We start from the raw sequence: 22,944 nt of genomic DNA on the forward strand, positions 1-22,944 counted from the left end.
TGCAATATGTATAAGTACGGAACAGGTTGCACGCTGCCCCGCATTAAATCTGCTATTGAGTAATTAATTCTCTGGTTTCTTCCAGACGTACAGATACCAGTTTGGAAACACCGGATTCCTGCATGGTTACACCGTAGAGGACATCCGCTTCTTCCATTGTTCCTTTTCTGTGGGTGATAACGATGAACTGGGTTTCGTCGCTGTATCTCTTTAAGTATTGGCTGAACCTTTGGACGTTCGCTTCATCCAGAGCTGCCTCTACTTCATCGAGAATACAGAATGGAACAGGACGGACTTTCAAAATGGAAAATAGCAAGGCAATTGCTGTAAGCGCCCTTTCTCCACCCGATAATAATCCAAGGTTCTGCAGTTTCTTGCCTGGAGGCTGTGCGACAATTTCAACACCAGTATTCAATAAGTCATCAGGCTGAGTCAAGCGTAAATCGGCTCTGCCGCCACCGAATAAAGATTGGAAAACCGACTCAAAATGAAAACGGATCCCTGCAAACGTTTCTTCAAATCGCCTTTTCATTTCAACATCCATTTCATCAATAACCTGGAATAACGTATCTTTTGCTTCTTGAAGATCTGTTTTTTGTTCAAGCAGGAATTCATATCGTTCAGATACTCTGTCATATTCTTCGATTGCTCCAAGGTTTACAGCCCCAAGCTCTTCGATTGCCAGCTTTATGAGTTTTACTTTTTTTCGTGCTTCATCTATCTCAATCTGCAGCGGGTATTCTTCCTTTGCACCTTCAAAAGACAGCAAATATTCTTCCCTTAAATGATTCAGCCTATTTTCCAGCTCAACATCCAGCCGGTTCTGCTTAACTTCCTCATCTTTCAAAACTTCTACCAGACCTTTATGCTGGCGTTTTAATTCTTTTGCCTCAAGTTCCAGGTCCTCTAAAGATGTTTGGAGCTTTAAGCGCTCATCCCTTCTTGAAGCAATTAATTCCAGCGTTTCATTTTTTTCCTTTAATTTTTGCTGTGCTGCCTCTTCCAGATGCTGCTCACCTGAAGAGCTATTCGTCATTTCGGATGAGAGCAGTTCTAAATCTTCTTTTACTGTCTTCAGCTTTTCCCTGTTAACAGCAAGCTCTGAATTTATTGCGGCTAGCTTGTCCTCAGCATGATTCAGCTGCTCACTCTTGGAAGCGAAGCTGATTTTCAGCTCATTTATTTCATATACCACAGTTTCCTTTGACGTCTGCTGGGTGTTTTTTCTTTCTGTTAACGCTTTAATCTCATTATCAAGATCAGCTATTTGTTTTTGCTGCTGCTCCAATAGATCTGCCAGCTCACTCTTTCTGATCAGCAGTCTTTCTCTATCTTCCGAAAACTGTGCTTTGTCCATATCATAAAGAGATAGGCGCTCATTAATGCTTTTCTCCTCAAACTCTACTTCTAGAAGCTCTCCTTTTACCTTCTGTTCCATCAAACGAAGCTCTTCACCTGTTTTTCTAAGCTGTTCAATTCGTGTTTCCTGTTTTTGGATTTCGCTTTTTTGCAGTTTCACTTGTTTTTCAAGATTAGCTGTCTTGGATTCCATATCCACAATTCGGGATTTCAGCTCTTCAAGTTCACCTTTACGTGAAAGGATTGAAGTGCTTTTCTGTTTCACAGCTCCGCCGGTCATGGATCCGCCGGGATTCACCACATCTCCATCAATTGTAACGAGTCTCACACGGTATTGAAGCAGCTTCGCCAGTTCATTGGCTCCTTTAAGGTCCCGGGAAATAACCACATTGCCAAGCAAGTTTTCAATAGCGGACTGATGCCTTCCTTCAAACTGGATCAGTGAAGCAGCTTCACCAATAAAGGCGGGGTGGCCTTGAACCGATTGCAGTTGCCCGTTGTTAAGCTTTTTCCCCTTCACTACGCTCAACGGCAGGAAGGTTGCTCTGCCGTATGAATTCTTTTTCAGGAATTGGATGGCACTTCTCCCATCCTGCTCAGTCTGTACGATGATATGCTGCATGGCACCGCCAAGAGCAGTTTCAATCGCCGTTTCGTACTCTTTTGGCACCTGAATTAATTCCGCTACGGCTCCTTCAATTCCCTGCAGCTTGCTGCCCCTCGCTTTCAATACTTCCTTTACACCTTGGAAAAAGCCCGAAAAGTCTTCTTCCATTTCTTCAAGCATTTCCTGCCTGGATTTTGCCTGCTGCAAATACTGATAAGCCTGATACAATGTTTTTTCCTGCTTTTGATAATTATTCTTTAATGATTCAAGCTTGCGGTCTTCTGTTCGGAATACATGTACCTGACTCTCTATTTCCTTTTGCAGGCTTTCAAGGTCTGATTGTATCTTTTGCTTTTTCTCTTCGTTTTTCTTGCGGTCGGCAATATACTTTTCGTTATCCATCTCAAGCTTAGAACTGCGCTGACCCTGCTGGTTCAGCTGCTGATCAATATTCTGCAGTTCGTTTCTTGAAGCCGCCTGGCTATTCAGCACTTCAATATAATCACTTTTCAGCGATTCAATTTTCTCTTCCGTATTTTCACTGAAGAGTTTGAGCTGATCCTGCTTTTCCTTTAATGCTTTTTGAAGCTTAACTGCTTCTGCCTTCACTTTTCCTTTGAGAGCCGACTGCTTTTCTTCCTGCTCTTTTAACTCAGTTATCTTCATAGAAAGTTCTTCCATGTTTCGATGAAGCTGGTCTTTATTCTGGCTGGCATTTTTCTTTCGCTCTTTTAGGACTTCTTTCCTGCCTTCCAGTTTTTCCAGCTCTTCACTGGCATGAAGGAGTACGTCCTGTAAATCATTTACTGATTCATCGATTGCTGCTATATGATCCTTTAACTCTTCCATTTTCGCTTCTTTATTCTGGATAACTGCCGATAGCTTCATTTCATCTTCAGTATGCTGTTCAAGCTGACGTGAGAGCTGCTCCCATTTTGAATGCAGTTCCTCTATTTCATAAACTGTAAGGGCAACTTCTATTTTCTCCAGCTCTTCCTTCTGCTGCAGATAATCTTTCGCAATCGAAGCCTGAATTTTCAAAGGCTCTACCTGGCTTTCCAGTTCATGAAGAATATCATTCACCCTGTTTAAATTATCCTGGGTTTCAGAAAGTTTGCCTTCCGCTTTTTTCTTTCTTGTCTTATATTTAAGCACGCCTGCCGCTTCTTCGAATATCGTCCGGCGTTCTTCAGCTTTGCTGTTTAGAATTTCTTCTACCCTGCCCTGGCTTATTATTGAAAAAGCTTCCCTGCCAAGGCCTGAATCCATAAATAAATCTACGATATCTTTTAGTCTGCATGTTTGCTTATTGATTAGGTATTCACTGTCTCCAGATCGGTAGACCCTTCTTGTAACACTGACTTCGCTATATTCGATCGGCAGCCCCTGATCGCCGTTATCAAGGGTCAGTGTCACCTCAGCAAAATTCTGCGCCCTCCGGGAATCACTGCCAGCAAAAATAACATCCTCCATTTTCGCGCCGCGAAGGGACTTAGCTGATTGTTCACCCAAAACCCAGCGTATGGCATCTGTTATATTGCTTTTTCCGCTTCCATTTGGACCTACAACTGCTGTGACGCCAGGAACAAAATCAACCGTTATCCGCTCAGCAAATGACTTAAAACCAATAACATCAAGCCTTTTTAAAAACAACCTTGCTCCCCCTCTGTCTCCTCCAAGTTTCTATTCTTTGATGTCACTTAATATGATTCTTCAATACTTCAAGGGCCATTTGGGCTGCATGCTGTTCCGCTTCTTTCTTTGATCGGCCAGTGCCTGTCCCAAGCTCCTTGCCGTTTAGGGAAACTGTGGAAACAAATTCACGATTGTGGGCAGGTCCTTTTTCCTGAAGGATTTTATATTCAATTGCACCTGCACCATCCCGCTGCACAAGTTCCTGCAGCTGGCTCTTGAAATCCATCACATGCGAAAAAGCACCAGAATCAATCTTCGGAAAAACAACTTTTTCCAAAAAACCGACAACCGTATCTAATCCTTTATCAAGGTATAGTGCACCTATAAAGGCTTCAAATACGTCTGCAAGCAGGGCCGGACGGGTTCTTCCTCCTGTCATTTCCTCCCCTTTTCCAAGCAGTACAAGGCTGCCGAATGACAATTCGTGGGCAAATGAAACCAGGGATGGTTCGCAGACAACCGCAGCCCTCAGCTTTGTTAATTCCCCCTCGCTCATCATAGGATATTTTAGGTAAAGGAACTTTGAAACAGTCAGTTCAAGGACAGCGTCACCCAAAAATTCCAGCCTTTCATTGTCTTCATAGGGCTTTCTCCGATGCTCATTCACATAAGATGAATGGGTAAAAGCTTGTTTTAATAATTTTTCATTTTCAAAATGAATTGCGATTTCCGTTTGGAATTCTTTAAATTGTTTTTCGATTGCGCGAAATGATTTTCTTTCCTTATCCCTATTGCTGCGCATTATGCATCCACCTTGCTAAAAATTAATATTCTGCTTAAGTAAAAAGCTTAAATGGTCTTCCCTAAGTTTACGTAATAAAGATGAAAAACGCAAAAAAACTTCTATTTACAAAGCAATTTTAAGTTTCATATGGGTACAGCCATCTTCACAGAAGAAAGCTCCGTTATTCAACGGAGCTTTTGCCTGACATATTTACTGTCCACAGCCACCTGCTGCAGGGCGACAGCTTTATCCCCGCTGCCCTTCTATGTCACAGGTAACACCGGACAGTAAACATCTGCTGATAAAGTGAAACTCAATCAGCGGGGTGCTTTTCCCCAATGATTGTTAGTTGAACCAATCGGACCTTTACGGGCAGTTTGGTTCACACTTATTAGTTTTTGAGTTCCTCTAAGTCTAGAAACGGGAGTCTTACTGCCCGTTAGACTGCGATAAAAAATTGCTGCAGCGAGGGGGATGCCCTCACTGCAGAGTGTTTCACCTAACGATTATTGGCTAGCCTTTATGTAATTTACAGCGTCACCGACTGTTGCGATTTTCTCAGCATCATCGTCAGAAATTTCCATGTCGAACTCATCTTCTAATTCCATTACTAATTCTACTACATCAAGGGAATCAGCACCTAGATCATCTTTGAAAGAAGCTTCCAATTTTACTTCAGACTCTTCAACACCAAGACGGTCCACGATGATCTTTGTTACACGTTCTAATACTTCTGCCATGCTTGTTCACCTCCCCTCAAGTATTATAGATTATTTTTAGCCTTTATTGAAAGGTTTTATAAAAAAATTTGCATTACAAGCCTGTTACAGACTACATGACCATACCGCCATCAACATGAAGGGTTTGTCCTGTCATATAGCGGCTGTCCTCTGAAGCAAGAAACACTGCCACATTCGCAATATCTGCAGGGTCGCCAAAACGCGCCAAAGGAATTTGCTTAAGCATCTGCTCTTTTACATCCTCGTTCAGCTTATCGGTCATATCAGTTGTGATAAAACCTGGTGCAATGGCATTGACCGTTATGCCTCTTGTTGCAAGTTCCTTTGCAGAGGTCTTTGTCAGGCCAATAACACCTGATTTGGCAGCGACGTAGTTAGCCTGGCCAGGATTGCCGCTGACTCCAACGATGGATGAAATATTGATAATGCGGCCGCTGCGCTGTTTCATCATCTGCCTTGTAACAGCTTTTGTACAAAGGAACACACCTTTCAGGTTGATGTTAATTACATCATCCCATTCGTCTTCCTTCATTCTCATAATCAGGTTATCCTTCGTAATTCCAGCATTATTAACCAGAATATCAAGCTTGCCAAACTTTTCTACTGTTTCTTTTACCATGTTTGCCACAGAATCACTGCTGGACACATCGCATTGGATAGCAAATGCATTTCTGCCTAATGCTTTTATTTCATCAACTACTTCGTTCGCCCTTGTCTCACTTCCGGAATAGTTAACCGCGATATCTGCACCTTGCTTAGCAAGACCCAAAGCGATTTCTCTTCCGATTCCCCGGGAAGCTCCCGTTACTAAAGCGGCTTTTCCCTCTAGCTTCATTTCAATTCCTCCTTCAAGGATTCTGTAACTGCCTGGCAGGATTCAGCATCGGACACGGCATAAGTTTTAAGGGAACGATCTACCTTTTTCACTAAGCCTGACAGTACTTTTCCAGGTCCTATTTCAATAAATGTATCTACTCCAAGCTCTATCATTTTGCGGATTGAATCCTCCCAGAGCACAGGAGAATACAGCTGTTCAATCAATCTGCTGTTTATTTCTGAAGCGGAAGTCATTTCAGAAGCCGTTACATTTGCAATGACAGGAACAGCTGCATCTTTGATTTCAATCTCGTCCAGGATTTGCCTGAACTTCTCCGCAGCAGGCTTCATTAATTCAGAATGGAAAGGACCGCTTACTTCCAGTGGAAGCACACGCTTGGCACCTTCTTCTTTAGCCTTTGCTGAAGCTAGTTCAACACCTGCCCTTGAACCTGAAATCACAATCTGTCCGGGACAGTTTAAATTTGCGAGCTGAACCGGATTGCCGCCTGAAGTAACCTCTTCTGTGACTGCAGTAAGCTTGTCCCTGTCAAGTCCCAGTACCGCTGCCATTGTTCCCTCGCCATTAGGAACTGCTTCTTCCATGAACTCTCCTCTTTTACGGACTGCATAAACACCGTCCTCAAAGGATATAGCTTCAGCTGCAACGAGTGCAGTATATTCTCCAAGGCTGTGGCCAGCAACAAAATCAGGTGTTACACCCGATCTTTTAAAGTAATCGAGGATGGCAATGCTAGTAGTCAACAATGCCGGCTGGGCATTTGTTGTTAGCGTCAACTTTTCCTGAGGCCCTTCAAAAATAAGTTCTGATAGTGAAAAGCCAAGTTTTTGATCAGCACTTTCGAAAAATGATTTTACTTTTTCATCCTGTTCGGCTAGTGCTTTTCCCATTCCTGCAGCCTGCGATCCCTGCCCAGGAAATAAAAAGGCGATTTTACCCATCATGCTTCCCCCTATGTAAAATAAGTTTATTTAATGGCTGTTTTTTCTGCTTCTTTTTCAACTGCTTCCTTAATAGTTTGAGCGACATTGTTTTCTACCATATTCCTGGTCTGCCGGACTGCACTGAATATAGCTGTTGCATCTGATGAACCATGAGCCTTAATAACCGGCGCCTTTAATCCAAATAATCCAGCACCGCCGTATTCCGAATAATCCATCTTGGATTTAAGCTGGTATAAATCAGGCTTTAAGGCGGCGGCGGCCAATTTCGTTTTAAAGCTGCTGGTCAGAGCTGTTTTTAGCATTTTAAATACAGATAGAGCAGTACCCTCAATTGTCTTTAGCACCATATTGCCGGTAAAGCCATCTGTCACTACAACATCTGCAGCTCCCTCAAGCAAATCGCGCGCTTCTACATTGCCGATGAAATTGATATCAGCATTCTTCAGAAGGTCAAATGTATTTTTCGCCAGCTCATTGCCTTTTTTCTCTTCAGTTCCGATATTTAGAAGGCCCACTCTCGGATTGGAAACACCCCGGACCTTTTCTGTATATATGGATCCCATAATCGCATATTGAAGAAGATGCTCAGGTTTCGCGTCTACATTCGCCCCTACATCCAGCAATAGGAACCCTTCCCCGCCTATCGTTGGAAGCGTAGGTGATAATGCCGGGCGTTCTATGCCATCAATCCTTCCTACCACAAAAAGGCCAGCTGCCATAAGAGCACCCGTGTTTCCTGCAGAAATGCATGCATCCGCTTTACCGTCTGAGACAAGCTGTGCTGCAAGCACCATTGATGCATTTTTCTTTCTGCGTACAGCTCTCACTGGTTCATCATCCGGCAAGATGACTTCATCTGTATGTAAAATTTCAATACGCTCGTTTGACGTAAGGTATTCCTTTATTTTTGACTCATCGCCAACAAGGGTAATGTATATATCCTTAAACTCTGCAGCAGCTTTCATTGCGCCAAGGACAATTTCCTTTGGTGCATTGTCGCCTCCCATTGCGTCTATGGAAATTTTCATGATGCTTCATCCTTTAGTGATTATTTTTTTCTGAACATATCGAATTCGCCCTTAAATACCTGTTCGTTATTCACAAAGCTATTGACTTCAACAATCGTCCTTCCGCTGTCAATATCAATTGTAAGGACCTTGGCTTTTGCTATTACACGTTCACTTAATCGCACTGGCCTTGTAAATTGAATATTGGCTTTTGCAGTCAATGCCAGTTCATCATTTATAACAGCAACCGCCAGTGAGTTGGCTTGTGCAAACAAGTGATGACCCCGGGCTATTCCATTTCGCTTGAAAACATGTTCATTTTTTACATCAAAAATGGATAATGCAGTTTTATCCAATTCTATATCTATTATTTCACCGATTATTTCTTCTATGGGTAAAGATCGGACTTCATCCTCGAAAGTTTTTTCAGCAACATGCTTGATTCGCTCCCGCAATTCCGGAATAGATAATTCCAAGCGGTCGAGCCTGATAGTCTGGACGCTTACAGAGAACTTTTCAGCAAGTTCCTCGTCCGTGACAAATGGATTTTCTTTTATTGTGTCCGTTAATAAATGCTGGCGTTCTTTTTTATTTCTTTTCATTAAAAATCCCACCGTCCGAGATATTAAGACTAGGTACTAATAGTAGTATATAATCAAAAAAAGCAGATTGCAAGAAAGAACTTTCCTGCAATCTGCTTGTTTACACTTAGACCTAGTCCAGTTTTTCCCCTTCCAGCACTCCTGTTTCCTTTAAATAATGTCTCAAAGGCAGGTACTCATCTGAATGCCAGAATTCATGGGATTCTACAAGAGAAGCTGCATCGTTTCGGGCGGTTTCGAGAGCGCGGTAATCATGGACCATATCGGCGACTTTAAATTCCGGGAGCCCGCTTTGTTTTTTTCCGAAAAAGTCCCCTGGACCTCTCAGCTCCAGGTCCTTTTCACTTAAAGCGAATCCGTCATTGGTTTCTGTCATGATTTTCATGCGTTCTTTTCCAACTTCCGATTTGGGGTCAGCTAAAAGGACACAATAAGATTGTTTATCTCCTCTTCCTACCCTGCCCCTTAATTGGTGCAGCTGTGCAAGTCCAAAACGCTCTGCATCATAGATCACCATCATCGTTGCATTTGGGACATTTACACCCACCTCGACAACCGTAGTAGATACAAGAATTTGAGTTTCATTTCGGCTAAAAGCCTTCATTACATTTTCTTTTTCTTCTGGATGAAGCCTGCCATGCATGAGACCGACATCATAGCGGCCATGAAAATGATGCATCATTGCTGCATGGACATCTATAGCGTTTTGAACATCCAGTTTGTCCGACTCCTCAATAAGAGGACAGATCACATATACTTGCTGGCCTGCTGAAAGCTCCTTTTCCATAAAGCCAAGTACCCTATCAAGCATTTCAGGTTTTGCCCAATAGGTTTCAATCGCTTTTCGTCCTGCCGGCATTTCATCTATGATGGAAACATCCATTTCTCCAAAAACAGTAATGGCCAATGTTCTCGGGATTGGCGTGGCAGTCATGAACAGAACATCTGGATTTTCGCCTTTTTCCCTGAGGATCCGCCGCTGTCCGACACCAAATCTATGCTGTTCATCAGTAATAACAAGTCCCAGTTTATTAAATTCCACTTCTTCCTGGATAAGTGCATGTGTGCCTATAAGAACATCAATTTCTCCATCCTTTAGATGCTGAAGAATTTCTCTTCTGCGCTTTCCTTTGACGGAGCTTGTCAGGAGTTCACATCGCAAGCCAAATGGCTCAAGCATCGTCTTTAAAGATTCCGCATGCTGCTCTGCCAGGATTTCGGTCGGAACCATTAAAGCTCCCTGGAAATCTGCTGTCCTGCTGGCAAAGAGGGCGATCGCCGCAACAGCCGTTTTGCCGGAACCAACATCCCCCTGCAGCAGCCTGTTCATCCGATAAGGCGATTTCATATCAGACAGGATCTCATTAACTACCCTTTTCTGCGCGCTGGTTAATGCAAATGGCAGGGAGTCTATAAATTCCATCAGCCCCGAAAGATCATAAGCTTGCGCAATCCCTTTAGAGTGCTCTCTTTCAATCTTTCTCAGTGCCTGCATTTTTAATTGAAAATAGAAGAATTCTTCATAAACAAAACGTCTTCTCCCCTGTTTAAGTTCCTGATCATTGGCAGGAAAATGAAGCGATCTCATAGCATCTCGCCTATTTAAAAGCCTATATTGCAAAAGATATTTTTCTGGCAAAGTTTCTGATATCTCATTCCCATACTGTGAAAAAGCCAGTTTAATATAACGTCTGATTCCCTTGACAGAGATATTTCCTTTCACAGCGTATACCGGCTCAAAATCCTTGTTATTGGAGGCATTTCCTATTTTTAATTCATTGGCTGTAATGATCTGGCGGTGCTGGTCCCATTTGCCTGTCACTGTAACAGTTTCGTTCAATGTAATTTTGTTCTTTAAATATGGCTGATTAAACATGACCACTTGTATCAGATATCTGCCTACAAGAACTCTCACAGTCAGCCTGGACCGTTTCCTTCCATAATAGGAGAGTGAAGGTTCACTGTGCACCTTTCCTTCCACAGTTACTCTTTCATCATGCTTAATCTCTTCCAGGTCCTTGAGCCTGTAATCCTCATATCTATATGGAAAATATTCAAGCAAATCTTTTACAGAGACTATGTTCATTTCTGCAAGTGATACTGCTGTTTCCTCTCCAATGCCTTTAACAGCTGTAACAGACTGGTTATAATTTGGATTCACGTTTATTGAACGGCTGCCAAATATATTTTCTTAAGGCAGTCCGCCACCCCTCCCTGCTCAATTACTTTTAACTGCAGGCTATGTAACGCCTGCTTTATAACTAGCACATTATAATTTAAATAGGCAAGTAAGTAATCTTTAACCAAAAATATTAATATTTCCGAAGTTCACAAAAATATAATCTTTTTAAATGGACAAAAGCGAAGGCTGGGCCCTCGCTTTTTTTATTGGTTATTCAATTGAGAATATAAAAGAGTATAGTGGCTGTTTGCCATCATGCACTTCGACTTCAACATCTTCATACTTATCTTCAATATAGCTGATAAGGGCATCCACTTCCTCTTCTGCCGCATCTTCACCTTTTAATACGGTTAGGATCTCAGAGTCTTCATCGATCATTCCATCGAGAAGATCTTTGGCAGCCTGCACTCTATCCTTGTTCTTGACAACAATTTTCCCATCTGCGATGCCCATAAAATCATCTTTTTCAATTTCGAGGCCATCGATGCTTGTATCACGGACAGCAAATGTAATTTGGCCTGTCTTCACATGCTGAAGGGCGTCTGTCATGCCTTCTTCATTTTCTGCAAGTCCGGCACCAGGGTTAAAAGCAAGCAGGGCTGCCATTCCCTGAGGAACGGTCTTGGAAGGAACAACGACTGCTTCTTCTTCAGTCACTTCTGCAGCCTGCTGTGCAGCCATGATGATATTTTTATTGTTTGGCAAAATGATTACTTTCTTGGCATTCACTTCTTTGATGGCCTTTACAATATCTTCCGTACTGGGATTCATCGTCTGGCCGCCCTCAATGACGGCATGTGCTCCGATGCTTCTGAAAAGATCAGCAATCCCGCTGCCCATTGATACTGTCACAATTCCGTACTCCTGCTTTTCCTTTGGCTTAGCTTCAGCTGCCAATGGTGTAGGAACGTCATCAATCAAATTGGTGTGCTGCTGGCGCATGTTTTCAATCTTCATATTGATTAAGCTGCCATAGCGCTGTCCGTATGTCAGGCAATCTCCTGGCTGTTCAGAGTGGATATGTACTTTTACAAGCTGTTCATCCGCAATCACAAGAAGCGAGTCGCCATATTTGCTTAAGTCCTGGCGGAACTTGTCTTCTGCAAAGGGATTAGCAGATAGCTTTTCAGTTTCGAACTTGACCATAAACTCTGTGCAATAACCAAATTCAATATCTTCAGTGTTCATAAAACTATGAACATTTTTATGGTGTTCTGCGCTAACCAGGTCATCCATCCTTGGAAGGGCTGCTGGTGTATCAGGAAGTTTTTCGCCCTTGAGCTCGGCAAGGAATCCTTCATATACAAAAACAAGACCCTGGCCGCCGCTGTCTACAACCCCAACTTCTTTTAAGACTGGAAGAAGATCCGGAGTGCGGTTTAAAGAAGCGCGTGCTTCTTTTAAAACTTCCTCCATAATCACTATGATATCATCTTCATTTTTTGCAGCCAGCACCGCTTGTTTAGCGGAATCTTTAGCAACCGTTAAGATTGTTCCTTCAACCGGCTTCATCACAGCTTTATAAGCAGTCTCTACACCTGAATTCAAAGCATCAGCAAACTCTTTGCCATTGATGGATGATTTCTGTTCAATGTGCTTTGAGAAGCCTCGGAACAGCTGGGAAAGAATTACTCCAGAGTTCCCGCGTGCCCCCATCAGCAAACCTTTAGAAAGAGCAGAGCCCACCTTCCCAATATGTTCCTGAATATTAGCTTTTACTTCCTTTGCACCGGAAGTCATTGACAAATTCATGTTCGTTCCTGTGTCTCCATCAGGAACAGGGAAAACATTTAACGCATCCACTAATTTTGCATTAGCAGATAAATGGTTCGCTCCTTGTATGACCATTTCGGCAAAAAGCTTCCCATCTAAATCTCTTTTTGACACAAGTCTTTCCTCCTCACTACGGGTTCGTTACACGAACTCCCTGAACGTAAATATTAACCGAGTCCGTGCTAAGCCCAACTGTTTTATCAAGGGTGTATTTCACTTTAGATTGCACATTGTGGGCAACCTCAGAAATTTTCGTTCCGTAACTTACAATAATATACATATCGATATGTACTTCATCTTCTTCCTGGCGGACAATTACACCGCGGGTAAAATTCTCTTTTCGAAGTATATCTGTAAGGCCATCTTTAATTTGATTTTTAGAGGCCATCCCTACGATGCCGTAGCAGTCGACTGCTGCTCCGCCTGCGATTGTTGCAATTACGTCATTAGAGATATCAATTTGCCCGAACTTCGTTTTTAATTCGATGGACATGGTTCGTTCCCCCTTTGGAAATTGCTTTTAATAAAAAGCTTCTTCAAGCGCTCCCGCTTTACGGAAACGCTGGCGTTCCCCCTTAATTGTAAAATGGAGGCCAGCTTGCTGTTAAAGGAGAATGCATCCTTTTCAGCTGGGCAGCGATCTTTCTAACTCCAAAGCTTTATGCATACCTTATGATATTTTACTATATGGGCTGTAATTTTGAAAGTCATACTTCCCCATCCCTATTATAGCTCATGTTCCATGCCCCTATGTCAAGGAAATTTTCTTGAAAGCAAACTATTGCAATCAGAAGGGTTGTATGATAAATTATTAAAGTATCTTTTAATGTCGAAATCCGAAAAGGAATTCCTCATTAATTCAGATGGATGAATCTGACTATTGCAAATGAAAGCATTGAAAAATAGTTTCAGCTTATGCTTTTAGTAAGGAGGGAAACATACATGCCACGCAAATGTGTTGTAACTGGTAAAAAAACAACTTCAGGTAACGCACGTTCTCACGCAATGAACGCTAACAAGCGTACTTGGGGTGCTAACCTTCAAAAGGTACGTATTCTTGTAGACGGTAAACCTAAACGTGTTTGGGTTTCTGCAAGAGCACTTAAATCAGGTAAAGTTGAGCGCGTTTAATATGCTCAGGGACATCCTTTTAGGATGTCCTTTTTATTTTCCTTTTTATAAATCCACTATCATTCTCCCCCATTCAGTCAAAAAATAAAAGCACCCCAAAGAGGTGCCCAGTTTTTGATGCTATTTTCTTTTTCATTTATGGGTGTTTACCCCTTTTTGAAGGTCCCTAACATGGCACGCACAATGCCCCCTAAAAATTTAGGAAGTTTGATTGTATAAAATCTCATTACTCGTGTCCCTCCTCACGATCTTACGCATCCATTCTGTCCTTAAATCGTCTTTACCATCTTATTCAAATAATGAAAGATGAGTACTCATGAATACAAAAAATGATCAGAAAGCAATTCATGCCAGGACTCATATCCTGCTCCCCAGCACCTTGCAGGGCAGCACAGGCCCGGCACTTAATCCCTGCTTCTTACAACCATTAATATGCCTTCAGTAAAAGAAAAAGTACCACAATCATCAATAAGTTCATTGCTGATACAAAGAGTAGAGCCGGCAGGGACGGTCCGATCTGTGAGCGGATACTTGAAATTTCTTAATGTGAGACCTTTAATTTCCATTGTGATCGGTACGAAAGAAATGTATTTGAAATTTGGATTTTGCTTTATGATGTATTCACCTGGGCCTTTAATATAAATCTTATTTTTTTTGTCAATAATTTCGACAGAAACAAAGTTTTCTGCAAGTACAGGCTTTATTAACAGCTGAATATTTGCAAATAAGTGGTCAAGCCGGCCGCCTGTGGCGCCAAACAATCGGATTTTTTCAGGATTTTGGCCCAATGCCCAATTCAGGGCAAGCTCCATGTCGGTTTCGTCTTTCTCCGGCTTGAACCTGTTCAGCTCTTTTACTTTTTCTTCAATGATTAATAGTTCTTCTTTTGACACAGAATCAAAATCGCCAAATGCCATTTTCGGCTGAATGCCATTTTGAATGAGAGTAAGCACTCCTCTATCTACCCCGACCCAAATGTCAGCAGCAGCACTGAACGAAGACAGTTCAGGCAGCAAATCCTCAGGGCCGCCAGCTAAAATATTTATAATCATTTCTCATTGCTCCATTCATGATATATATCTTAAATTGTAAAAAAGCCAGCTGTATTCCAGCTGGCCCTTTTTTATCTCGAACCTTTTAAAGCAGCAATCGCCCCGGCTCTGTCTTTCTGATTATAAATTGCCGACCCGGCAACAAGCACATTGGCACCTGCTTCAATGCACAATTGTGCTGTTTCTTCATTCACTCCGCCGTCCACTTCAATTTCAATATTTAGACCTTTTGCGTCAGCCATTTTCTTAACGGCCTCAATTTTAGGAAGAACGCCATGGATGAATTTTTGTCCTCCAAAACCAGGATTAACAGACATAAGCAATACCATATCAATATCATCAATAACATGCTCTATCATATTAACTGGTGTAGCCGGGTTAAGAACCACCCCTGCCTTGACGCCAAAAGATTTAATAAAATGAATTGTTCTGTGAAGGTGTTTGCAAGCTTCTGCATGTACAGTGATATAATCTGCCCCCGCATTTGCAAATGCCTCAATGTAGTTATCCGGATCTTCTATCATTAAATGAACATCCAGAGGCAGCTTTGTCACAGGACGGATTGCATCAACAATTAATGGACCAATTGTAATATTCGGTACAAAATGGCCGTCCATTACATCGACATGAATATAATCAGCGCCGCCGCGCTCTACATCTTTAATCTCTTCTCCCAATTTAGAAAAGTCTGCCGATAAAATAGAAGGTGCGATTTTTACCATGAATTAATACCTCGGCTTTCTATCTTTTATTTCCTGCAGAAAGGTTTTGTAATGCTCATATCTGTAGGAAGGAATATCACCGTTTTCACTGGCGGCCTTTACAGCGCATTTCGGTTCTGCCATGTGCTGGCAGCCTCTAAATTTGCACAGGTCGCTTTTCTCCTGAATTTCTGGAAAGCAATAATTGAGATCCTCCAATTCGATATCTGTAAATTCAAGGGAGCTGAATCCCGGGGTATCAGCAACAAGCCCTTTTCCAACCTCTATCAGCTCTACATGCCTGGTTGTATGCTTTCCTCTGCCCAAATGTGAAGAAATATCATTTGTTTTCAGCTCTAAGTCTGGTCTTAGTACATTTAACAAAGAAGATTTCCCCACACCTGACTGTCCTGCAAAAACGGATATCTCGCCTTCCAGATATGGCATTAAGTCTTTAACGCCTTCTTCTGTTTCGGAGGAAGTCAGCAAAACATCATAGCCGGCTTTGCGGTAATCTGATGCATATTGCTGAATTTCCTTATACTCGTCTTCGTCTGTCAGATCTATTTTAGTAATGCAGATGATTGGCTTTATATGATTGAATTCAACCAGCACCAGGAAACGATCTAATAGAGAGGTGCTGAAGCCTGGTTCAACAGCTGAAAACACTAGAATGGCCTGATCAACATTTGCTATCGGCGGACGGATCAGCTCATTTTTCCGTTCTTTTACTTCTAAGATGTATCCTTCTGTAATACTTTCTGCCTGAAACACAACTTCATCACCGACCAGCGGGTTAACCTTATTTTTCCGGAAAACTCCGCGGCCTCGGCACTGAATGGTTTCATCTCCGCTTAAAACATAATAAAACCCGGCTAAGGCTTTAATAATTTTGCCCTCAGGCATAGCAACACTCCTTGCTTATGATTCTTCTTCCGGATAAGGAATTTCCTTTTCTTCAAAAACCTGGCCATCCCGCAGAACCTTATAAGTGGCATTCTGTCCAGGAGCAATCGTTATATCAATTGGTATTACCGTATCTTCATAAATCAGCTCTGTATGAACTGGTTCAGAACCAGAATTATTCATATCCTTGATGATAATCTGAACTTCATTTGGCTCACCTTCGGCTGCAGGCTCAAATGGAACGCTGATCTCAATATTTTCTGTTTTAGGGAGAAGTTCTTTTTTCCCTTTTGAAAGAACCACCGTCACTTTCTGTCCCCTTGCCAGGTTTGTGCCTGGTGCCGGATCCTGTTTAATGACTAGTCCTTCAGGGACTTCCTCATGAAATTCTTCTTCACCATATTCTACTTTTAATCCGGACGATTCTTCATACTCCTGCAGACCCTTTTCGTTATAGCCGCGCAGATCTTTTAAGGCAATGGGCGCAGGTCCTTTGCTGACAGTGAAAATCAATTCCGTATCTTCGGGAACGACAAGGTCGCCTTCTGAGAAGTTTTGGTCCAGGATTGTCCCAGCCGGCTCACTCTCATTATTTTCTTCTGTTTTTTCAATGCTTTTAAAATCTTTGCTTTCAAGCAATCGGACTACATCATCAAATTGCCTGCCCTGGTAATCGGCTAATTCAAATTTTTCCTTGCCAGTGCTTTCAAAGATATCTATGGAAGTTCCTTCTTTTACGGTTCTGCCTGCTTTCGGATCAGTTTTTACTACCAGACCTTCTTCCACATCAGGGTCACTTATCGGCTTTGTATCCCTAATCGTAAACCCTGCGGCAATAAGCTCTGCTACTGCATCTTCCACCTCTTTACCGGACACATCAGGAACCTGGACATCCTTGGGCTCCATCAGATCAGGTAAAACTGTTATGGCCAGGATGCCTAATACAGCCAGAAACAAAAAGACTGATACCAGAATAATTGGCCATTTCTTTTTCTTCTTTTTCTTCTTTTCCTTCTTCTTCTTCTCAGGGAGAGGTTTTGCCACAGGCAGCGTGTCTCCCTTTGGATCCTTTGCATGTACAAGTGTTTCGTCCATGCTTTGATATGGGCGGTCATCTGTAATAACAGGGATTGCCTTTGTAGCATCATCGTCAATCGGGACCATAAACTTTTCTTCATGAAGCCTTTCGGGTTCAAGAGCTGTTCTGATATCCTCTTCCATTTCTTCAACAGAATCATACCTGTGAAAAGGATCTTTAGCTGTTGCTTTTAAAACGATATTTTCAACACTTTGCGGTATGGACGGATTCCATCTCTTAAGGGAAGGCGTCTCTGACTGCAGATGTTTGAGAGCTATTGATACAGCGGATTCACCTGAGAAAGGAAGTCTGCCTGTCAAAAGCTCAAACATAACAATGCCAAGGGAATAGATATCAGACTTTCTATTGGCCATCCCTCCCCTGGCCTGTTCCGGAGAAAGATAATGAACAGAGCCTAAAACAGAATTGGTCTGGGTTATACTGGTAGCGCTTAATGCCATGGCAATTCCGAAATCAGTAATCTTAACATTACCATGCCTATCTATCAAAATATTATGCGGTTTAATATCCCGGTGTATGATATGGTTTTGATGTGCATGGGATATGGCAGAGGTGAGCTGTTTCATAATTTCCAGCGCATCATCTATGCGGATCGGGCTGTATTGCTGTATGTATTGCTTTAACGTTTGTCCATCTACATATTCCATCACAATATAATAGATTGTATCCTCTTCACCAACATCAAAGATATTGACGATGTTCGGGTGGGCTAAGCTGGTAGCTGACTGGGCTTCACGATGAAAACGGCGGATAAATTCTTCATCTTCGGCAAAGTCCATCCGAAGCACTTTCACGGCTACATCTCGATCTAGAATCATGTCATGGGCCAGGTAGACATTTGCCATGCCGCCTCCGCCAATCATATCAAGAATCTTATAGCGGCCGCTTAATCTTCTTCCCTTAATCATCATTTATCATCCCGCTCTCATTGCTTTCAAAATACTCAGCAATCACGAGCGTAATATTGTCTTCGCCGCCATTATTATTGGCCTGTTCAATCAGCACTTCGGCTTTTTCCTCCAGTGTTCGTCCGCTTTTGAGGATTTCACTCATTTCAGCAACAGCTACCTTGTTGGACAATCCGTCAGAGCATAATAATAATAAATCGCCCTCTTCAAACGTAATGGTTTTGATATCCATCTCAACCGTTGCTTCAGTTCCCAATGCCCGGAGGAGCACATTTTTTCTTGGATGATGCTCAGCATCTTCCTTGGTAATCTGCCCGGACCTTACAAGCTCATTTACCAGGGAATGGTCTTCCGTCAGCTGCTGAAAACCCGATTCATTCATGATATAACATCTGCTGTCGCCGATATTGGCAATTGTCGCAAAACGATCGGTACATATTGCAGCAACAACAGTTGTTCCCATGCCTTCACATTGTTCATTTTCTTTCGAATGTTCATATAGAATGGCGTTGACCTCTGCAATATGCTTCTGCAGCCATCCTTCCGCCTCTTCGGCAGTCTGAAAATCGTCTGTCTGATCCCAGAATCCTTTTAAACTTGTTAACGTCATTTCGCTTGCGACATCACCAGCTCGGTGGCCGCCCATGCCATCTGCTACGATGGCAAGGCGCTGCCCCTTGCTGTTCACATAGATGCCGCCATTATCTTCATTATGCTGCCTGACTTTGCCTTGATCTGTCATAAAAACAGCTTTCATTCTGTCACCTCGTCTCCTCTTTTCGCTCCTTTGCACGAAGTTGTCCGCATGCTGCATCTATATCATGACCGTGCTCCCTGCGAATGGTTACATTAATGCCGTGGTTCTTCAGTGTCTTTTCAAAAGCAAAAATTTGATCCTTGGGTGTCCTTACATAATCTCGTTCAGGCACATAGTTTACTGGAATCAGGTTAACATGGCACTTCACATTTTTTATTAACTTTGCCAGCTCTTCGGCATGTTCCACCTGGTCATTGACCCCTCCGAATAAGCCATATTCGAAACTCACCCGTCTGCCTGTCTTATTTATATAATACCTGATTGAATCCATAAGGTCCGGCAGCTTATATGCTCTATTTATTGGCATCAGGCGGCTTCTGATTTCGGTGTTTGGAGCATGTAATGAGATCGCGAAATTGATCTGCATATTTTCATCTGCAAATTTATAGATTTTTGGGATGATACCGCTAGTCGAAACAGTGATATGGCGTGCACCGATATTCAGCCCTTTATCATGGTTGATTATCTTCAGGAATGACAGCATACTGTCATAATTATCAAATGGCTCGCCGATCCCCATAATAACAACCGAGCTGACCCGTTCATCTGTCTCATCTAGTGCCTGTTGTACTTTTACGACCTGCGCAACGATTTCTCCTGCTTCAAGATTGCGTTTTAACCCGCCTAAAGTTGAAGCACAGAATGTACAGCCGATTCGGCAGCCCACCTGAGTAGTTACACATACTGAATTACCATAGTCATGCCTCATCAGTACAGTTTCAATCGAATAGCCATCATGAAGTTCAAATAAAAATTTTATTGTCCCATCAGCTGACTCCTGCTGAATGATCGTTTTAAGAGTTGTCAGCGAAAAATTTGCTGATAGCGTATCTCTTAACCCTTTTGACAGGTTCGTCATATCCTCAAATGATGTGACTCTTTTTGTGTAAAGCCAATCAAAAATTTGCTCAGCCCTGAAAGCTTTCTCATTATTTTCTTTAAGCCAATCCTTCAGCTCATGCAGCTGTAAAGTATAAATGGATGGTTTTTGTTCGGCTGCTGTTATTTTCTCTGCTGCTGTTTGTTCCATTTATTGCACCTTCTTTCTCAGACAGGCAATATAAAACCCGTCCGAACCAATATCCTGCGGTAAAATCTGTATTTCAAAATTATCTATAAACGGAGCAATTGCTTTAGGCATCCGCTCACGAACAGATACATCTCCCTCAAATTCCGCATTATTCTTTAAAAATGACTGGACAACATGCTGATTCTCTTCCTTGTCCACTGTACATGTACTATAAACAAGAATACCACCTTTTTTCAGCAAAGGTGAAACGGCATCCAAAAGATTTCTTTGAATCTTATGAAGATGATATAAATCATCTTCTTTTTTTGTGTATTTCATATCCGGCTTTCTTCTCATAACTCCAAGGCCTGAGCATGGGGCATCCACTAAAATGCGGTCAAAAGATTCATTTTCATAATGCTCCTGGACTTTTCTGCTGTCAAGGGCATTTGTCTTAATATTCGAAAGTCCCAATCTATCGGCATTATCATTAATCAGCTTTACTTTATGCTCGTGAAGATCAAGTGAAATGACTTGTCCGGTATTTTGCATTTTTTCTGCAATATGTGTGGATTTTCCTCCGGGAGCTGCGCAGGCATCCAGGATCTTTTCATTTGGATTTCCTCCAAGCGCATAAGCAGCAAGCATGGAGCTTTCGTCCTGAATAGTGATCAGGCCATCTTTGAAGACACGCGAATTGGCAAGGTTTCCTCTTAAACATTTAATGGCAACTGGTATAAACGGACTTGGTTCCACTTCAAATCCTTCTTCCTTTAGAAGTAACAGGCATTTTTCCCTGGAAGCCTTTACCTCATTTACCCTTGCAGTCTGAAGTGGAGCAGTCAAGTTAATTTCGCACATTTTCTTTGTTTCTTCAAACCCAAGCTGATCGGCCCATCTTTTTACCAGCCAGGCGGGATGGCTAGTCTCAATGGAAAGGCGTTCAACACTGCCTTCAATTTGTTCAATATCAGGAAGCCCCTTTCTTTGAACGTTCCTGAGCACGCCGTTGACCATGCCGGAAATCCCTTTATGCCCCCATCGTTTTGCTATTTCTACTGCCTCGAAAATAGCTGCGCGGTCGGGAATTTTATCAAGAAAAACCATCTGATACAGAGTCAGCCTTAAGAGCTGGTTTACCCAGCTTTCAATTTTTTTATTGCCTGCCAAAAACGGCTGCAGGTAAAAATCGAGTGTCATCCGGCGCTGAAGGGTACCATAAGTCAGTTCTGTAAGAAGTCCGATATCCTTCTGATCTATTTCGTTCTTTTTAATGGCGTTATTCAGTAAAAGATTGCTGTAGGACTGATTTTTTTCAATGGCTTCAAGAAGTTCCAGTGCAGTTTCTCTTACATTTTTCTTCTTTAGCTTTTTCATTCGGGGTCTCCCAAACGGCCGCCGGCAGTTAGATGGGACCCTGCGCCTCTTAAAAATTGTTCTGCTGGCATCTTTTTCTTTCCGGAAGGCTGCATTTCAGTAATTTTAATGGCTGTCTCATTCCCTGCTGCCACAACGATTCCATCTTCCTCAAGCCTGATTATTGTTCCCGGTTCTTTGCTTTCAGCAGAATTGACCTTCTCCGAATTCCAGATTTTAATCACTTTGCCGTCAAAAGTTGTATAAGCAACCGGCCATGGGTTTAACCCTCTGATATGGTTATAGATTTCTTCTCCAGTTTTGCTCCAGTTGATTTTTTCCTGTTCTCTTTTAATGTTATAAGCAAAAGTGGCTTTTTCATCATTTTGCCTGACGGGAGTGAGTTCACCATTCAGGAGCTTTGGCAGTGTTTCAGATAAAAGCTTTGATCCAGCAGCGCTAAGTTTATCGTGAAGAGTGCCAACTGTATCTCTTTCCGTAATCGGCACTTCCACTTGTGTTAAAATATCGCCGGCATCAAGCTTCTCAGCCATATACATAATGGTGATTCCTGTTTTTTCTTTCCCCTGCAGAATGGAGTAATGAATGGGTGCACCTCCGCGCAATTCAGGAAGCAATGATGCATGGACATTTACGCATCCGAACTTGGGTGCATCCAAAAGCTCCTTCGGCAAAATTTGACCAAACGCAGCAGTGACTACCAGGTCAGGCTTAAGAGCAAGAACTTTCTCCAGTTCTTCTGGCTGGCGGATTTTTTCGGGCTGATACACAGGGATGCCCTGTCTTTCAGCTTCGACTTTTACAGGCGGGGGAGTAAGGACTTTTTTCCTTCCAACAGGCCTGTCAGGCTGAGTAACCACTCCAATTACTTCATATCCGTCCTCTATTATTTGCTTCAGTACAGGCACTGAGAAATAGGGTGTGCCCATAAATACGATTTTTGTCATTCAGCTTCCAATCCTTCCAACTCTTCTTCGTTCAAGTATCTTGTAACTTTTGAGGTAAATAGCACCCCATGCAAATGATCAATTTCATGGAGGATCGCTCTTGCCAGGAAATCTTCAGCCTCGAGTGTAAAATATTTCCCTTTTCGATCCTGCGCCTTGATTTTTACATATTCAGGCCTAGTTACATCACCATATAACCCAGGAAAGCTCAGGCACCCTTCAGGGCCTGTCTGTACCCCATTCGTTTCAAGGATTACCGGATTAATCATTTCAATTGTTCCAAAATCATCATCTATATCAACAATGGCAATTTGCCTGCTAAGCCCGATTTGCGGAGCAGCAAGCCCGACCCCATCGAATTCGATCATCGTATCATACATATCATTTAATAATTTGCCCAGCTTCTTATCAAACACCTTAACGGGTTCGCATTCTGCCTCTAGAATCTCAGCCGGATAAGTTACAATTTTTTTTACTGCCAAAACATTTCCTCCATTTTTATCTATTTTCAACCAATTTAAGTTTA

Annotated in this window: 21 protein-coding genes; 1 reads left to right on the plus strand and 20 read right to left on the minus strand. The window is 42.4% G+C overall.

Translation table 11 applies throughout. The annotated features are described in order from the left end of the window. Window positions 1-52 precede the first annotated feature (52 nt). The 10 genes from smc to QUF73_08555 all read right to left on the minus strand — a co-directional run bounded on the left by smc (window position 53) and on the right by QUF73_08555 (window position 12,964). Complete coding sequence (smc, locus tag QUF73_08510; GenBank protein MDM5226254.1) at window positions 53-3,619, minus strand: chromosome segregation protein SMC; 3,567 nt, start codon at window positions 3,617-3,619, stop codon at window positions 53-55. A 43-nt stretch (window positions 3,620-3,662) separates the two neighbouring features. Then, the gene (gene rnc / locus QUF73_08515; GenBank protein MDM5226255.1) at window positions 3,663-4,403 is read right to left on the minus strand and encodes a ribonuclease III; all 741 of its coding nucleotides are present in this window, start codon (window positions 4,401-4,403) and stop codon (window positions 3,663-3,665) included. Window positions 4,404-4,891: 488 nt separating this feature from the next. Beyond that, window positions 4,892-5,125 (minus strand): acyl carrier protein, encoded by a 234-nt coding sequence (locus QUF73_08520; GenBank protein MDM5226256.1) that lies wholly within the window; start codon window positions 5,123-5,125, stop codon window positions 4,892-4,894. Window positions 5,126-5,216: 91 nt separating this feature from the next. Next, window positions 5,217-5,960 (minus strand): 3-oxoacyl-[acyl-carrier-protein] reductase, encoded by a 744-nt coding sequence (gene fabG, locus QUF73_08525; protein MDM5226257.1) that lies wholly within the window; start codon window positions 5,958-5,960, stop codon window positions 5,217-5,219. After that, entirely contained in the window at window positions 5,957-6,904 is a 948-nt protein-coding gene (gene fabD, locus QUF73_08530) for an ACP S-malonyltransferase (GenBank protein ID MDM5226258.1), read from the minus strand. The genes fabG and fabD overlap by 4 nt, the downstream gene beginning before the upstream one ends. A 26-nt stretch (window positions 6,905-6,930) precedes the next feature. Then, window positions 6,931-7,935, minus strand: coding sequence for a phosphate acyltransferase PlsX (gene plsX, locus QUF73_08535; protein MDM5226259.1), 1,005 nt, complete (start codon window positions 7,933-7,935; stop codon window positions 6,931-6,933). A 20-nt stretch (window positions 7,936-7,955) separates the two neighbouring features. Beyond that, window positions 7,956-8,516, minus strand: a complete 561-nt coding sequence (fapR, locus tag QUF73_08540; protein ID MDM5226260.1) for a transcription factor FapR — start codon at window positions 8,514-8,516, stop codon at window positions 7,956-7,958. A 112-nt stretch (window positions 8,517-8,628) separates the two neighbouring features. Next, window positions 8,629-10,677 carry an ATP-dependent DNA helicase RecG gene (recG, locus tag QUF73_08545; protein MDM5226261.1) on the minus strand — a complete coding sequence of 683 codons (2,049 nt, stop codon included), beginning with the start codon at window positions 10,675-10,677 and terminating at the stop codon, window positions 8,629-8,631. Window positions 10,678-10,908: 231 nt separating this feature from the next. After that, on the minus strand, window positions 10,909-12,585 hold the full coding sequence (locus tag QUF73_08550) for a DAK2 domain-containing protein (GenBank protein MDM5226262.1): 1,677 nt from the start codon (window positions 12,583-12,585) through the stop codon (window positions 10,909-10,911). Between the two features lie 16 nt (window positions 12,586-12,601). Continuing rightward, window positions 12,602-12,964 carry an Asp23/Gls24 family envelope stress response protein gene (locus QUF73_08555; protein ID MDM5226263.1) on the minus strand — a complete coding sequence of 121 codons (363 nt, stop codon included), beginning with the start codon at window positions 12,962-12,964 and terminating at the stop codon, window positions 12,602-12,604. Between the two features lie 449 nt (window positions 12,965-13,413). Here QUF73_08555 and rpmB point away from each other — a divergent pair, with 449 nt between their 5' ends. Beyond that, complete coding sequence (gene rpmB / locus QUF73_08560) at window positions 13,414-13,602, plus strand: 50S ribosomal protein L28 (GenBank protein MDM5226264.1); 189 nt, start codon at window positions 13,414-13,416, stop codon at window positions 13,600-13,602. A 146-nt stretch (window positions 13,603-13,748) separates the two neighbouring features. Here the strand turns inward: rpmB and spoVM are convergent, their stop codons facing one another. From spoVM to def, 10 genes are all read right to left on the minus strand, one after another. Continuing rightward, a complete protein-coding gene (gene spoVM, locus QUF73_08565; GenBank protein MDM5226265.1) occupies window positions 13,749-13,829 on the minus strand; it encodes a stage V sporulation protein SpoVM in 81 nt (26 codons plus the stop codon). A gap of 177 nt (window positions 13,830-14,006) precedes the next feature. Next, window positions 14,007-14,654, minus strand: a complete 648-nt coding sequence (locus QUF73_08570; protein ID MDM5226266.1) for a thiamine diphosphokinase — start codon at window positions 14,652-14,654, stop codon at window positions 14,007-14,009. Between the two features lie 71 nt (window positions 14,655-14,725). After that, window positions 14,726-15,376: a ribulose-phosphate 3-epimerase gene (gene rpe / locus QUF73_08575; GenBank protein ID MDM5226267.1), complete on the minus strand. Its 651-nt coding sequence runs from the start codon at window positions 15,374-15,376 to the stop codon at window positions 14,726-14,728. A gap of 3 nt (window positions 15,377-15,379) precedes the next feature. Then, window positions 15,380-16,261, minus strand: a complete 882-nt coding sequence (gene rsgA / locus QUF73_08580) for a ribosome small subunit-dependent GTPase A (protein ID MDM5226268.1) — start codon at window positions 16,259-16,261, stop codon at window positions 15,380-15,382. Between the two features lie 15 nt (window positions 16,262-16,276). After that, window positions 16,277-18,268 carry a Stk1 family PASTA domain-containing Ser/Thr kinase gene (pknB, locus tag QUF73_08585; protein MDM5226269.1) on the minus strand — a complete coding sequence of 664 codons (1,992 nt, stop codon included), beginning with the start codon at window positions 18,266-18,268 and terminating at the stop codon, window positions 16,277-16,279. Then, window positions 18,261-19,025 carry a Stp1/IreP family PP2C-type Ser/Thr phosphatase gene (locus tag QUF73_08590; protein ID MDM5226270.1) on the minus strand — a complete coding sequence of 255 codons (765 nt, stop codon included), beginning with the start codon at window positions 19,023-19,025 and terminating at the stop codon, window positions 18,261-18,263. The genes pknB and QUF73_08590 overlap by 8 nt, the downstream gene beginning before the upstream one ends. Window positions 19,026-19,029: 4 nt before the next feature. Continuing rightward, a complete protein-coding gene (gene rlmN / locus QUF73_08595) occupies window positions 19,030-20,115 on the minus strand; it encodes a 23S rRNA (adenine(2503)-C(2))-methyltransferase RlmN (GenBank protein MDM5226271.1) in 1,086 nt (361 codons plus the stop codon). Then, window positions 20,116-21,471, minus strand: coding sequence for a 16S rRNA (cytosine(967)-C(5))-methyltransferase RsmB (gene rsmB, locus QUF73_08600; protein MDM5226272.1), 1,356 nt, complete (start codon window positions 21,469-21,471; stop codon window positions 20,116-20,118). Then, window positions 21,468-22,418, minus strand: coding sequence for a methionyl-tRNA formyltransferase (gene fmt / locus QUF73_08605; protein ID MDM5226273.1), 951 nt, complete (start codon window positions 22,416-22,418; stop codon window positions 21,468-21,470). The genes rsmB and fmt overlap by 4 nt, the downstream gene beginning before the upstream one ends. Continuing rightward, window positions 22,415-22,900, minus strand: a complete 486-nt coding sequence (gene def / locus QUF73_08610; protein ID MDM5226274.1) for a peptide deformylase — start codon at window positions 22,898-22,900, stop codon at window positions 22,415-22,417. The genes fmt and def overlap by 4 nt, the downstream gene beginning before the upstream one ends. Window positions 22,901-22,944: the final 44 nt, after the last annotated feature.

Origin of the sequence: Cytobacillus sp. NJ13 (assembly GCA_030348385.1) — a bacterium.
Lineage (GTDB): Bacteria > Bacillota > Bacilli > Bacillales > Cytobacillaceae > Cytobacillus.